This window comes from Anaerococcus nagyae, from assembly GCF_017874535.1.
Classification (GTDB): Bacteria; Bacillota; Clostridia; order Tissierellales; family Peptoniphilaceae; genus Anaerococcus; species Anaerococcus nagyae.
The window spans coordinates 25,421-40,342 of record NZ_JAGGLS010000009.1 but is presented as its reverse complement, the minus strand read 5'-3'; the positions used below and the strand labels follow the sequence as shown (position 1 = coordinate 40,342).

Annotated in this window: 13 protein-coding genes and 1 tRNA gene; 1 reads left to right on the top strand and 13 read right to left on the bottom strand. The window is 30.5% G+C overall.

What is annotated here, in order from left to right; translation table 11 throughout:
- The first annotated feature begins 173 nt into the window (after positions 1–173).
- On the top strand, positions 174–1,394 hold the full coding sequence (locus J2Z39_RS07325) for an FprA family A-type flavoprotein (RefSeq protein WP_209814569.1): 1,221 nt from the start codon (positions 174–176) through the stop codon (positions 1,392–1,394).
- A gap of 50 nt (positions 1,395–1,444) precedes the next feature.
- Here J2Z39_RS07325 and J2Z39_RS07320 read toward each other — a convergent pair whose 3' ends face one another.
- From J2Z39_RS07320 to argH, 13 genes are all read right to left on the bottom strand, one after another.
- A complete protein-coding gene (locus J2Z39_RS07320; protein ID WP_117522092.1) occupies positions 1,445–2,812 on the bottom strand; it encodes an aldehyde dehydrogenase family protein in 1,368 nt (455 codons plus the stop codon).
- 217 nt (positions 2,813–3,029) lie between these two features.
- Positions 3,030–3,482, bottom strand: a complete 453-nt coding sequence (locus J2Z39_RS07315) for a redoxin domain-containing protein (RefSeq protein WP_117522093.1) — start codon at positions 3,480–3,482, stop codon at positions 3,030–3,032.
- Between the two features lie 44 nt (positions 3,483–3,526).
- A complete protein-coding gene (locus tag J2Z39_RS07310; RefSeq protein ID WP_245325744.1) occupies positions 3,527–4,717 on the bottom strand; it encodes an amidohydrolase in 1,191 nt (396 codons plus the stop codon).
- Positions 4,718–4,777: 60 nt separating this feature from the next.
- Positions 4,778–5,149 carry a RidA family protein gene (locus J2Z39_RS07305; protein ID WP_117522094.1) on the bottom strand — a complete coding sequence of 124 codons (372 nt, stop codon included), beginning with the start codon at positions 5,147–5,149 and terminating at the stop codon, positions 4,778–4,780.
- A gap of 59 nt (positions 5,150–5,208) precedes the next feature.
- Complete coding sequence (locus J2Z39_RS07300) at positions 5,209–6,210, bottom strand: M15 family metallopeptidase (RefSeq protein ID WP_117522095.1); 1,002 nt, start codon at positions 6,208–6,210, stop codon at positions 5,209–5,211.
- Positions 6,211–6,439: 229 nt separating this feature from the next.
- Complete coding sequence (locus J2Z39_RS07295; protein WP_209814568.1) at positions 6,440–8,632, bottom strand: RNA degradosome polyphosphate kinase; 2,193 nt, start codon at positions 8,630–8,632, stop codon at positions 6,440–6,442.
- Between the two features lie 2 nt (positions 8,633–8,634).
- Positions 8,635–9,543 carry a Ppx/GppA phosphatase family protein gene (locus J2Z39_RS07290; protein ID WP_209814567.1) on the bottom strand — a complete coding sequence of 303 codons (909 nt, stop codon included), beginning with the start codon at positions 9,541–9,543 and terminating at the stop codon, positions 8,635–8,637.
- Positions 9,544–10,293 carry a glutamate racemase gene (murI, locus tag J2Z39_RS07285; RefSeq protein ID WP_209814566.1) on the bottom strand — a complete coding sequence of 250 codons (750 nt, stop codon included), beginning with the start codon at positions 10,291–10,293 and terminating at the stop codon, positions 9,544–9,546.
- Positions 10,286–11,122 (bottom strand): 4-(cytidine 5'-diphospho)-2-C-methyl-D-erythritol kinase, encoded by an 837-nt coding sequence (gene ispE / locus J2Z39_RS07280; protein WP_209814565.1) that lies wholly within the window; start codon positions 11,120–11,122, stop codon positions 10,286–10,288. The genes murI and ispE overlap by 8 nt, the downstream gene beginning before the upstream one ends.
- Positions 11,123–11,200: 78 nt before the next feature.
- Positions 11,201–11,290 (bottom strand) — tRNA-Leu (locus tag J2Z39_RS07275).
- 60 nt (positions 11,291–11,350) lie between these two features.
- Positions 11,351–12,076, bottom strand: a complete 726-nt coding sequence (locus J2Z39_RS07270; RefSeq protein WP_117522100.1) for an amino acid ABC transporter ATP-binding protein — start codon at positions 12,074–12,076, stop codon at positions 11,351–11,353.
- Entirely contained in the window at positions 12,069–13,529 is a 1,461-nt protein-coding gene (locus J2Z39_RS07265) for an ABC transporter substrate-binding protein/permease (protein WP_209814564.1), read from the bottom strand. The genes J2Z39_RS07270 and J2Z39_RS07265 overlap by 8 nt, the downstream gene beginning before the upstream one ends.
- Positions 13,530–13,545: 16 nt before the next feature.
- On the bottom strand, positions 13,546–14,922 hold the full coding sequence (gene argH, locus J2Z39_RS07260; protein ID WP_209814563.1) for an argininosuccinate lyase: 1,377 nt from the start codon (positions 14,920–14,922) through the stop codon (positions 13,546–13,548).

The following is a 14,922-nucleotide window of genomic DNA, read 5'->3' as shown; positions in this document are numbered from 1 at the left end:
TCATTTTACCCCAAATAAAATATGTGATTTTATAGTCTTATTAGTAGTATTTTTACTTTCAATTTACGCTAATATATTAAAATATTCGATAATGTTTGCTTCTACAAAATAACTTTATTTACTTTTTAACAGTTGTATAGTATTTATATGAGTGATTTCTATAAGGAGGAATTATGCATAATATTAGAGAAATATTAGATAATGTGTATTATGTCGGTGTAAACGACAGAAGAATTGATAGATTTGAAAATATGTTCCCTCTAGAAAATGGGGTTGCATACAGTTCTTATCTTATAAAAGATGAGAAAAATATTTTAATGGATAGCGTTGATGCAGCTTTTGGTAGACAATATATTGAAAATGTTGAAGCAGCATTGGATGGTGAAGACCTAGACTATATAGTTGTTCATCATATGGAGCCAGATCATTGTAGAAATATAGATGTTTGTATGAGAAGATGGCCAAATGCTAAACTTATTGGTAATACAAAAACTTTCAAATTATATGAACAGTTTTATAATGATGAGTTCAAAGATAGATATTATGAAGTAAAAGATGGTGATGAATTAAATATAGGAGATCATAATCTTAAATTTGTTTTTGCTCCAATGGTACACTGGCCAGAAGTGATGATGTCTTATGAAACAAATAACAAGATCTTATTTAGTGCTGATGCTTTCGGTTCATTTAATGCTATAGAAGGACACTTAAAAGCAAAAAATGTAATTCACAAGGGCAATTGGTTAGATCAAGCTCGTAGATACTATATCAACATTGTTGGTAAATTCGGTAAACAAGTTCAAGCACTATTTAAAAAAGTGGAAGGGCTTGAATTTAACGCTATCTTACCACTTCATGGACCAGTCTATGATGATCCAGAATCAATAAAATTTATCCTTGATAAATATAATAAATGGTCAACATTTACTCCAGAAGAAAAAGGTATAGCAATTGTTTATGCATCAATGTATGGAGATACAGAACAAGCAGCTGATATACTTGCAGGAGAACTAGCTGATCTAGGAGTTAGCGAAGATATTAAATTATATGATGTATCTGATTGGGATCCATCTTATATAATCTCAGATTGTCATAGATATAGTCACAGTGTTTTTGCACCAATTAACTATAATTCAGGTCTTTACTACAGAATGGAGGCCTTCTTAGAAGAATTGGTAGGAACAGGTTATCAAAATAGACATGTATCTTTCTTAAATAACTGGTCATGGGGAGGTACAAGTCTCAAAAAATCTAAAGAAATTCTAGAAGCTGGCAAACATACTTATATAGGTGAAGATGTACTTATTAATTCATCTGTTAAAGAGGAGCAAGTAAAAGAAATAAAAGCTCTAGCAAAAGCTATTAAAGAAGATTTAGACAATACAGAAATCTAATAAAAATAGAGAGCAAGGTCTACGAAACCATGCTCTCTATTTTTTATATATTATTTTAATTTTCTAAGTATTCTTAATCTAGTATCATCATAAGGAGGGTATTTAATTTTAACTTCTATATTTGAGGATGCATTCATTATTGATTTTCTATTAGAAAAATTTTGGAATCCATAATAACCATGATATCCACCTTGACCGCTATTGCCAACACCTCCAAACTGTAAGTATGGGTTAGAAACCATCATTAATGTATCATTTACCATTCCATTTCCAAATTCCATATTATACATAACCTTGTCAACTAGCCTTTGATTCTCTGTAAACAGATATAAAGCTAATGGTTTTGGAAGTGTTTTAATCTTATATAAGACCTCGTTGACATTACTATAAGTTATTATTGGAAATATTGGTCCAAATATCTCTTCATCCATTAGTTTATTATTAAAATCAACATTATCTACTATAGTTGGCTCTATCTTACATAATTCTTTATCATATTTACCACCATAAATAATATCTTGATTTTCTAATAAAAAAACTAATTTTTCTAAATGACTTTCATCAATTATTTTTGGATAATCATGATTATTTAGAGAATCTGGACCATAAAAATCAAATAAAGCCTTTTGTAATTCATTAATAAATTTCTCTTTTATAGATGCATGCACTAAAATATAGTCAGGTGATACGCAAGTTTGACCAGCATTAACTGTGTTACCCCAGGCAATAGATCTTGCTGCAAGCCCAATATTTGCTTCTTTATCTACTATAGTAGGAGATTTTCCTCCAAGTTCTAAAGTTACTTTTGTTAAGTTTTTACTAGCAACTTCCATAATGTGTTTACCAATCTTATAGCCACCTGTATAGAAAATATGGTCATAATTGTATGATAATAGTTCATCGTGAGATACTTGATCGTTATCTACCACAAATAAATATTCAGGATCAAAATTTGCATTTAATATATCTTTTAATAGTTCTGTAGTATTTTTTGATTTTCTACTAGTCTTTAAGATAATAGTATTACCAGCAGCCATCGCTCCAATTATAGGATCTATAGAAAGTAAAAATGGATAATTCCATGGTGATAAAATGAGCGTTACACCCAAAGGTTCATAAAGAGTATAAGATTTAGCAGGCATAGATGCTACTGAAGTTTTTTCTTGAATTGGTTCCATCCACTTTCCCAAATTTTCTATAGCCAAGTCAATTTCATCATAAACCATAGTAAGCTCTGATGCATAAGCTTCAAAGTTTGATTTACCTAAATCTTTGCTTAAAGCCATCAGTATATTATCCTCAAACATTTCAAGTATACTATTAAGTTTTTTGAGATTTTCTATTCTAAATTCTTTAGTTTTTGTTTGCCCACTAAAAAAATATTCTCTTTGTAGATCAACAACATTTGATAAGTTCATTAGATAAACTCCTTTATATTAGTAAGTCTTATTCTTATTTATTATTGATACCCTAAATAAGCTGTTTAAATAGATTGAATTTAAATTATCATATTAAAGTAAATATATTAACTTATTATAAGTACTAGATGAAAAATTAAAAACTTACAGATTTTGTTTTGGACAATATTTTCTGAATAATAAAAATCCCCCAAGTTACACTTGGAGGTAAGTATTTTTATAGATTTTCTATTAGTTCTTCTACATCAGGCAATTGTGAAGGTTCATAAATTTTAACCCATTGAATTTTTCCATCTTCATCAATGATTACATTCGCTCTTTGACTAGCTCCATTTTCTTCGTTGAATAAACCATAGGCCCTTGTTATTTCTGCATATGGGAAAAAGTCTGAAGCTATTTTTACATTTTCAATACAAAGTATGTCAGCCCATTTTTGTTTAGCTGGGAATGGATCTATGGAAAGTCCTATAACAACTGTATCAGCTTTTTGTTGAATCTTATCGTAATTTCTTTCAAGACTCCTCATTTGATCAGTACATACTGATGTAAACGCCAACGGATGCCATGATAAAATAACCTTTTTACCCTTTAAGTCTGCTAATTTTACTTCTTCTTTATTTTGATCTTTTAATCTAAAGTCTGGAGCTAAATCACCAATTTTAACTGTCATAACTATCTCCTTTATTATTTACTTCAATAATCTTATACCCAAAGTTAAGATAAATAAATACTGGCAAATTTTACCATAGACTTTATAGCTATAGATATAGACCTTTCGTCAATATCAAAGTACTCATTGTGATGCTCAGCCCCTGATCCTAGCTTATCATTCTTTGTTCCTACTAGAGCAAACATAGTCTTGGCAATCTTATTGTAATCAGAAAAACTTTCTGATCCAAACCATATAACATCTTCTTTTACAGAATTTGGCATAATATCTTCACTGGCTTTTCTAGAAAGATCAGATAGACTTTCATCATTTATAACCGGATTATACTCCACTCTTATATCGTTAGCTATAAATTCACATTCATTGGCTTGTGCAGTAAGTTTACCAACTTTTTTAATTAAATCAACAGCTTTTTCTCCTTCTTTCCTATCAAAAAATCTAATAGTTCCTGTAACCCTAACTTCATTTGGTATGACATTAGCAATTGTACCTCCATTAATAGATCCTAAGCCAAGGGTAACTGTCTTTGTTACATCAAGCCTATTTACCCATGCACTTGCAAGAGAATTTATAATATTACTTGCTGCAAATATAGGGCTAACTGATAAGTCTGGTCTAGATCCATGTCCACCCTTACCTTTAACTGTAAAATCTACAATTCCAAATCCAGCCATAACGGGGCCAGCATCTAATCCTATTTTTCCAGTTTCTAGAAATGATGCTAAATGATTACCATATATGGCATCTATTTTTTCATTTTTTAAGGATTCTATCATAGGAGATATACCACTACCTGTTTCTTCTCCTTCTTCAAAAATAAAAATAATCTTACCGTTTAATTTATCTTTATTCTCTACTAAAATTTTCATTACCCCCAAAAGAATTGCCATATGTCCATCATGCCCACAAGCATGAAATACACCATCATCCTTAGACCTACAAATTCTTGCTCCATTTAAGTTATTCCTATTTTCTAAAATTGGCAAGGCATCTATATCTGTCCTAAGACCTAGGGTTTTGCCTTTCCTACCTGTGTCAAGGATTGCATAAAATCCAGTACCAAGAACTTCTTTTATATCAAGGCCTAATTCTTTTACCTGCTCTTTCAGAAACTTACTAGTTTCAATTTCCTTACCAGATAATTCTGGATTTTCATGTAAATATCTTCTAGTGTTTATTAAATAATCATTTAAATTATCCACACTTTTTATAATTTGCTTATTTTCTATAGCCATATTTCCTCTACTAAAAAAGGTGGGATAAACCCACCTTGATTTCAATCTTTAAAAGTTAAATTATAAAGTTGCTATTGCTTCAATTTCTACTACTCCACCTAATGGAAGTGCTCCTACTTGGACAGCTGATCTTGCTGGTTTATGATCTGTGAAGAATTCTTTGTATACTTCATTTACTGCAGCAAAATCGTTAATATCTGCAAGATAAACATTGCACTTTACAACTTTATCCATTGATGAACCTGCTTCTTCTAGAATAGCTTTTACATTTTCTAATGATTGTCTAGCTGCAGCAGAGATTTCCGTAATTAATTCTCCATTTTCTGGATTAAGTGATAATTGTCCAGATGTGAAAACAAATTGTTCTGTTCCTATAGCTTGAACATATGGTCCTACTGCTGCTGGTGCTTTATCTGTGTGAAATGCTTTCATATTAATCTCCTTTAGTTTTAGTAATAGTATTATCTTACTTTAAATAATTTTTATGTAAATTATTTAAGCTTTAAATATTCTTCTAATGTAAGGTCATTCTCGTATATTTCTTTGGCATTTTCTACACCTACAAATCTAAAATGCCAAGATTGTGCCTCATGACCAGTTTTATCTTCTTTACCCTTTGGATAACGTTCTATAAATCCATACTTATAAGCATTTTTTGATAGCCATTCATATTGGGCAGTCTTTTCAAATTTATCGTTATATTTGCTACCTTCTGTAAAAAAATCAAATGCTTGACCTGTTTGATGTTCATTTTCGCCAGGAAGAGAGCTATCTGGTTCGTTAGCTTCGTGCATTCTTTTTTCAAGATCATAATCCCTATAATCTGAAGCAATCTTAATATCTAGGCCGTCTCTAGCCATATCTTGTCTCATTGTTTCAAAAGATCTTCTTGCTGTCTTATCTACTCCTGGATTAAAGTCAGCTGGAAGAGGATATTCTTTACTCACATAACATAGACCATTTACAATCTTTATTTGTTTATCATCATCAAGCTTTGCTAAGCCAAATTTATTTACATAATAATAGGTATCATCAATCTTGACTTTGGAAAATCCATTCTCAGTGCCATAATATGGTATATATGATCCCTTTGTTATGTACTTTTCTGTCTTTGAAAAATCATTGGGGTATTGGTAGGCATATTGTGTTTGCTCACATAAGACGTAGGATATAAGTTTATCTTGATATTTATCATCTTCTATTGCATGAGATTTATCTACATTTGCATCATCAAAACCTGCTTGAGTAGCTACATGAATTTTATCATTTGTTTCTTCTTTTGTTTCTTCTTCTAGTTCACTAAAATTACCAGCAGCTTGCCTATATTCTGAAGGTCTTGTGATCTTAAAGTCATCATTGTTACTTTTAATTCCAAAATTAAATATTGCTGCAGCAGTAATTGCCAAAGCTGAGCCTCTAAAAATTTTCTTGTTACGAGCTTTTCTTTTGCGTTCTTGTTTTCTCTTCTTTTCTCTGATACCTTTGTTAGACATAAAAATTCCTATTCATTTATTTCAATAATATAGTTGTATTGACTGTGGGAAAATAAAGTTTTCATCATAAAATATATTTCAATTTTAAATATAGATGAATCTTTTATTACTTAGTTTCATTATAGCATGTTTTATAATAAATTAATAGGGCTAAACCTAGAAATCACTTACTTTTATAAAAAAAAATCGATCCATAGGATCGATTTAGGCATTTTTTTTATAATTATATTTATTTTCTGAATATATCTATGATTCTTTGGAAATAATTTTTCTCTTTTACTAATTTTTTTCTTTCTTCGCTCATTATTTCTTCATTACGTTTTCTATTTTTATTAGCTATTCTTTGTAATGATTTGGCTTCTTTGGCTTCAATTGTACGCTTTTTAGCATCCTCTACAAGTTTTACTTGAGCATTGATATTATGAATATTTTGAACTTTTGTATATTCTCCATTTGGAAGCAGTCTTCTAATCTTTACATCATCTGATAACATTACATCCATAAATTTTAATATGCGTTTTTTGATGAATTCATCATAGATTGGAACTGCAACTTCCATCCTATTTCTTATATTTCTTGTCATAAAGTCAGCAGAAGATATATATAATTTACAATTATCAGCTCTTCCAAATTGATAGACTCTATGATGCTCTAAATATCTTCCTACAAGTGAATATACTTGTATATTTTCTGTACGATCTTTTATACCTGGAAGTATACAACATATACCCCTTACAAGCATTACTATCTCAACACCCTCATTAGATGCTTCAGATAATTTATCTATTAGTTTTCTATCGGATATAGAATTAAGCTTTAATCTTATATAACCTTCTCCACTTGTTCTTTGAATTTCTATTTGCTCATTTATTAATTCATCAAGTCCTTCTTGCATAGACTTAGGACTAACAAGCAGATTGTTATATTCACCCTCTAAATTACCTAGCATAATATTATCAAATAAGTCTTTAGCATCTTGTCCGATTGCCTCATTTGATGTCATTAGAGAAAAGTCAGTATAAAGCTTAGCTGTCTTTTCGTTATAATTTCCTGTAGCTACTTGGCTAATATAGTTAATATTTCCATCATTATCAACTCTTGTTATCAAACATACTTTCGAGTGCGTTTTGTAATTATCAAAACCATATAGAATTTTGCATCCTGCATCTTCTAATCTTGATGACCATAATATATTGTTATCTTCATCAAATCTTGCACGTAGCTCCATAAGAACAATTACATCTTTGCCATTTTCGCTTGCTTTTATAAGTGCTTTTGCAATTTTACTATCACTTGCAATTCTGTATAGGGTTATCTTTATAGAAACGACATTTTCATCATCAGCTGCTTCTTCAAGAAGTCTTATAACTGGATCCATAGATTCATAAGGATATGAGAGTATAATATCTTTTTTATTAATTTGATCGATCATTTTCTTATTATCATCGACCATGACTGATTGTTGTGGATAAAAAGGTTCGTAAGTGTGCTTTGCTATTATATTTTCTGGAAGATCATCTACTAGTCCAAATAAAAATCCTGCCTGCATTAATGACTTAGTTACAAATATATTTTCTTTATCAAGATCAAATTGAGCTGTCAAAAACTTTATGGAATCATCATCAAGATCCGTATCAACTTCAAGTCTTACTGGATGAAGTCTCTTCCTTTTCTTAAGTTTACTTTTCATATAGTCTCTAAAATCTTGATCTATATCATAGTCATCGTCGTCATAACTTATGTCTGTATTACGAGTTAAAGATATGGTATATCTATTTTCTACACCATAGCCTTCAAAAACTTGGTCACCAAACTCTTTAATTATATCTTCTATAAATACAAAGCTTGTATCATTAATTTTTAAATATCTTTTAATCTTATCTGGAACCTGAATCAAACCTACATGTTTACTTTTATCTTCCTTATTAGTAATTAATGAAAATACTACATACAAGGCGAGATTCGGCAATCTTGGAAATGGATGAACTCTATCTACAACTTGAAAATTTAAAATAGGTTCTATCTTAGTATTAAAGTAATACTCAACATATTTTCTATCTTTCTCATTTAGTTCAGATACTTTAAGTAGATTTATACCATTTACTTTTAACTCATCTACAATTTGATTATATACTTGATCTTTCCTGCGATATAAGTCTAAACATTCACGAAGTATAGCTTCTATTTGTTCATCACTAGTAAGTCCTGATTTGTTATCAATTGGCTTTTTCTTTAAATTTTTAAAATCTGTTAAACTTCCAACTCTCACCATAAAGAATTCTTCAAGATTGGTATCAAATATTGAAAAAAACTTTAATCTTTCAAGGGCCTCTACGTCTTTATCATTGGCTTCTTCTAGAACTCTCTGGTCAAATTTTAACCAAGATAGTTCTCTATTTTGAGTAAAAGATATGTCATGCATGATTAATTATTCCTTCCTAATAGTTTACTATATACATACCCTTCTCTTACCCCAGTTTGGCTAATACTAATTTTTTCACAATAAAAATATTTGCATAAGCGATTAAGTATTACCATACCAGGTAATAATGTATGTACCCTATCGGGTTTAACTGCAAGGATAGAGTCAAGTATTACTCTAGGTTCCTTATCTATGACTTCTTTTAGCATACTATTAAATTTACTAGCATCCATAACAGTATTTGATGAGTCCAAATCATAATATTCGTTATAGTACTTAAGACTAGCTCTGGCTGATCCACCAACTGCGCACAATAAGTCATGATCTTCCCTATATAACTTACTTGATTCTAATAATGATTTTACTTCACTATCAATTGCTTTTTTCTCATCTTTACTAACAAATAAGCCATTTACATAATCATTAAAAGCAGAAAGGGAGCCGATATTTAATGATGTTGATTTTATGACCTTACTTTGTTCAATGATTACTACTTCCGAAGACCCACCACCTATATCTGTAAGAACACCTCGAGAAACATCCACTGATGAGCTAGCTCCTATAAAGGAAAGTTTAGCTTCTTCTTCTCCGCTTATAATTTCAATATCTAGATCTAATTCATCTTTTACTCTTTTAAGTATCTCTGTCCTATTTGCCGCATCTCTTATAGTTGACGTTGCAAAAGGATGAAGCTCATCTATATCTCCAAAGTTATCTACCACCAGCTTAAATTTCTTAAGAGTACTAATAAGTCTGTCTATTCCTTTTTCTGTTAAAGAACCATTATCTACATAAGACCTTAATGATGCTTGCTCTTTTTCATTAAAAAGATTAATCACCTTATCCTCAGAAATTTTATAAACAGAAAGTCTTACTGTATTTGAACCGATATCTATTACTGCGTAAATCAATTATATCTCCTTTAGTTTTAAGCTGTAGTCAGTATCTATAAATTTATCTATTATAATTTTTGTAGAATCATTTATTTCTGTAAAGAATATATCTATATTATTCTTCTCAGTCTCATAAAAATTAACCTCGCTAGCAAGACATGTTGCAGGATTAATTATATTTGCATTATAAGTTAAGTTCTTTTTTATTGCCTCCTTTATAATAGGGTAATGGGTACAAGCTAAAATCAGATTAGGAATCTTTTTTTCATTAGCTATTGATAGATATTTTTTTAAGTTATCATCAATTTCTTTTCCTTCTATTATTCCTTCTTCTATAAGAGGTACTAAATTCCTAGCTGCTACTTCATAAACTTTTGACTTACCAGGAGTTTCTAAATAATGTTTATAATAGTGACTATTTACTGTTGCTTCTGTTCCTAAGACCATAAAGTCTCCTGAGTATTTACTTGCCTGCTTTATTCCATAAATTGGAATTGGATAAAATTTCTTCTTATACTTTTCACTTAGATAATCTGTAGCTATAACTGATATAGTATTACATGCTATAACATACTCATCTATATCATACTCTTCTAAAAAATTAACTATTTCATCAGCAAATTTTATAATTTCATCCTCATCTCGCGAACCATAAGGTGCTCTTTTTGAGTCTCCAAGATAAAAGTAATTTGCATTCTTTTTTTTAATAAGTTCACTTAATACGCTAAGACCACCCAGTCCTGTATCAAAAACTCCTATATTAGTCATCTATAAGCTCTACTTTCTCTACAAGATTATATTTATTAGATAAAACCTTATATGCATTTTCGTATAAACTATCATCAAAGAATATTGCAAAAATACTAGCTCCACTACCACTTACTAAAGTTTTATTAGCTCCCAGTTCTAAAAGATTTTCTTTGATTTTCTCTAAATGAGGATAATTCTCAAATATAACATCCTCCATAACATTCTCAAAGTCATCTATAATTTTCTTATTACCATCCTTAAGTCCCTCTACAATTTTATTGTTTTCTATGTGACCATAATCTTTCATATTTTTATATACGAAAGCTGAGGAGATCTCTGTCCCATCATTTATAATAAGAATTTTCATTTTAAGTTTATTCTTAAAGGGATAGATTTTTTCACCTACGCCCTTAGCTCTAACCATTTTTTCTTCAAAGAAAAATGGTATATCTGCTCCAAGCCTTGCTCCTATATCCATCATTTCTTTTTTGCTTAGATCAAGTTTCCAAAGTTCGTTTAGACCCTTAATCATTTCAGCCGCATCAGTTGAACCGCCTGCAAGGCCTGCTGCTATAGGGATTTTTTTATTAAGTTTGACATCTATTCCTGGATTATCTACTCTATCTTTTAAAATATTCCAGGCTTTGAAAATCAAATTGTCCTCTAAACTACAGATATCTGGTAGGTTGGATATATAGTGAAAACTACTATCTGAGCTTTTATTAATTTTAAGTTCATCAAATAAGCTTATACGAGCCATTATAGTATCTATCTCATGATATCCATCTTTCCTTAAGTATAAGCTATCTAAGCTAAGATTTATTTTCGCAAAACATTTTCTGTTCATTTTAACCTCAGTAATAATTATAACAAAAGTTCCTAATTTTAAGCAAAAAAAAAGTGGATAATCCACCCTTATAATTGTTGGTGCAGGATAGAAGACTTGAACTTCCACGACCTAAAATCGGTCACAAGATCCTTAGTCTTGCGCGTCTGCCAATTCCGCCAATCCTGCATAAAATACTTATTTAATATACTCCCGTTTTTATCATAAGTCAAATAAATGTAAAAACATTTATAAGACTTGTGATAGGAATTGTTTACTACGTTCATTTTGGGGATTTGTAAAAAATTCATCAGGATTATCCGATTCTTCTTCTATATATCCGCCATCCATAAATATAACCCTATTTGAAACTTCTCTAGCAAAACCCATCTCATGGGTTACTACGATCATTGTCATACCTTCTTCAGCAAGTTCTCTCATAAGTTCCAAAACTCCTCCAACCATTTCTGGATCAAGAGCACTAGTTGGCTCATCAAATAGCATAAGCTTTGGTTTCATCATAAGTGCTCTTGCTATTGCTACTCTTTGTTTTTGACCACCAGAAAGGCTTGATGGATAATTGTCTTTTTTATCTAAAAGTCCTATTCTATCTAAGAGATCTGATGCTTCTTTTATAGCTTGATCTTTTTTCATCTTGCCTCTCATAACTGGTGCAAGTGTTAAGTTTTCTATTATAGTCATATTGGAAAACAAATTAAAGTTTTGAAAAACCATACCAATTTCTTCTCTGAGTTTGTTTATATCTATGTTTTTGTCATTTATTTTTTTATTTTCAAAATAAATATCCCCTGCTGTTGGTTTTTCTATAAGATTTAAGCAACGTAAAAAGGTAGATTTTCCAGAGCCTGAAGGCCCAATAATTGATATGACATCATTTTCGGATACTTCTAGATTTATATCCTTTAAAACCTTAAGGTCTCCATATGATTTTTCTAATTTTTTCACTTTAAGCATATATTTGTCCTTTCTCCAATTGTTTGAAGATTTTTTCTATTATCAATACTATTAATAGATATATAAAAGCAGCTGAAAAGTATGCTGTGGCTGCATCAAATGTTTGACTTATTACAATAGATGCTCCGCGAGTTAGATCAGCAAGTCCTATGAAACCAGCTATTGAGGTTTCTTTAAACAAGGTGATTACCTCATTTCCAAGTGCAGGTAGTGAATTTTTGACAGCCTGTGGCATAACTACCTTTTTCATAGTTTGAAAACTACTTAAGCCAAGGCTTCTTGCTGCTTCCTTTTCTCCTTTGCTTACAGAATTTATACCACCTCTAAACAACTCTGCCATATAAGCAGATGAATTTAGAGCAAAAGATATAATTGCTACAAGCATTAAATTATCTAAGTTTACTAGTATTACATTAAACATTATAAGCAATTGGATTGTAGATGGCGTACCGCGAATTATAGATATAAAAAGACCAAATATCTTATCAAGTATCTTTATTAATATGCTACCAAAACCTTTACTAGAAGTATCCATATTTATATTCGCCTCTCTAACAAGAGCTATTATTAAACCTAGGACAAAAGATATGATAAGTGCAAAAAATGTTACTGTTAATGTAATTTTTAATCCATCTATTAAATATTTATAAGCTCCATTGTCTATAATAGTACTCTTAAATCTTCCAAATAGACCTTTAGATTCTTCAGAAGTTTCTGAATTTTGATATTTATCCATTATCTTATCTATTTTCCCTGATTTTTTTAGTGCTGATATAGCTTCATTCATTTTCTCTAATAATTCTGGGTTATCTTTACTAATAGCTATTGCATATTCTTCTTCAAGGTAAGGTGTATCTATAATTTGTAGGTCTTTATTTGCATTTAGAAAATTTTCTGCAGAATGTTTATCTAATATAATAGCATCAATCTTATTAGACTTTAGGGACAAAATAGCATCAGGAACTTTATTAAAGGCACTAACATTTTCTTCTCCAAAATCATCCTTTGCTAGAGTGTCACCTATTGTTCCAAGCTGAGTACCTATGGTTTTATTATCTTCTAAATCTTCTACTTCTTTTATGTCAGAATCTTTTTTTATAATAATAACTTGACTTGTCTTTGCAAAAGAATCAGTAAAATTTACTGATTTCTTACGCTCTTCAGTTACTGTAAAGCCTGCTGCTCCACCATCAATTTTTCCTGATTGTATGCTTGCTATTATAGTATTAAAGTCCATATCGTGAAGCTTTACTTCAACTCCCATATAATCTCCTATAGCCTTTAATATGTCAGGATCTATACCAACGATTTCGTCGCCTTCATAGTATTCATAAGGTGGAAAATCCGCACTTGTTCCAAAGTCTATAACTTCTTTTTCTGCATTTGACTTAAATGGTAATAATATTACCATTATAAGTAAAAATGCAAATACACTCTTTATTTTGTTTTTCATTCTAACTCCATTTTATCTAACTATTTTTAAGCTCATCTAAGACATAATCTATTTGTCTTTTAACTTCTCCTTTAGCAGGTCCCCCTAAAGAATTTCTTGAGTTAAGACATTTTACTATATCTATATTATCATAAATGTCATCTTCAAATAAATCTGATTCTGTTTTGTAAGTATTCAAATCAATTTCTTCTAAGGTTATACCGTTATCTGTAGCATATTTTACAAGTCTAGCAGATATATGATGAGCATCTCTAAAAGCAAGACCCTTATTTACTAGATAGTCTGCTACGTCAGTAGCATTTAGGAAGCCTTCCTTACAGGCTCTTAACATTTTGTCTTTATTAACAGTCAAAGTATCCATTTGACCTTTCATAACCTTTAAGGATATTTTTACTGTATCTATACTATCAAATATAGCCTCTTTATCCTCCTGCATATCCTTAGCATAGGCTAAAGGAATACCTTTCATCATAATAAATGACTGATTCATATTTCCTATAACTCTTGCTGGCTTACTTCTTAAAAGTTCAGCCATATCAGGGTTTTTCTTTTGAGGCATGATTGATGATCCTGTTGAGTACATATCATCAATTTTTACAAAACCAAAAGGTTGAGATGACCAAATTATTAACTCTTCTGATAGTCTTGATAAATGTATAGCTATAATAGATAAGACAGATTCTAACTCCAATACATAGTCTCTATCACTGACTGCATCCATAGAGTTTTGCATTATACTATCAAAACCAAGTTCTCTTGCGCTAAATTCTCTATCAATAGGATAGGATGTGCCTGCTAGAGCACAAGCACCAAGCGGAGACGAGTTAAGTCTTTTTTTATAATCTTTAATTCTATCAATATCACGAAGTCCCATCATAGTATAGGCCATAAGATGATGAGCAAATGTTACAGGCTGAGCTGCTTGAAGATGGGTATAGCCTGGCATAATAGAATCAGTATTTTTTTCAGCTAATAAGCAAAGGGTTTTAACATAATCTTTTAAGATATTTTCGATAATCTCGCACTCATCTCTAAGGTTAAGCTTAAGATCAGTTGCTACTTGATCATTTCTAGATCTTGCAGTATGCATTTTTTTACCAAGATCTCCAATTTCATTTATGAGAGTAGCTTCTATAAAAGTATGAATATCTTCACTAGACTCATCTACTTCTATTTCACCTGACTTCAACTTTTTATTAATTAATTCTAAACCATTGATAATAGTTTCTGCTTCTTCACTTTTAAGGATATTAGTTTTTTCTAACATTTTGACATGTGCAATTGATCCTTTTATATCATCAAAGACCAATCTCTTATCTACTTTTATGGATGAGTTAAGTTCTTCTGCAATATTATCTAAATCGCCTGATAACATTCCACTCCAAAGTTTCAT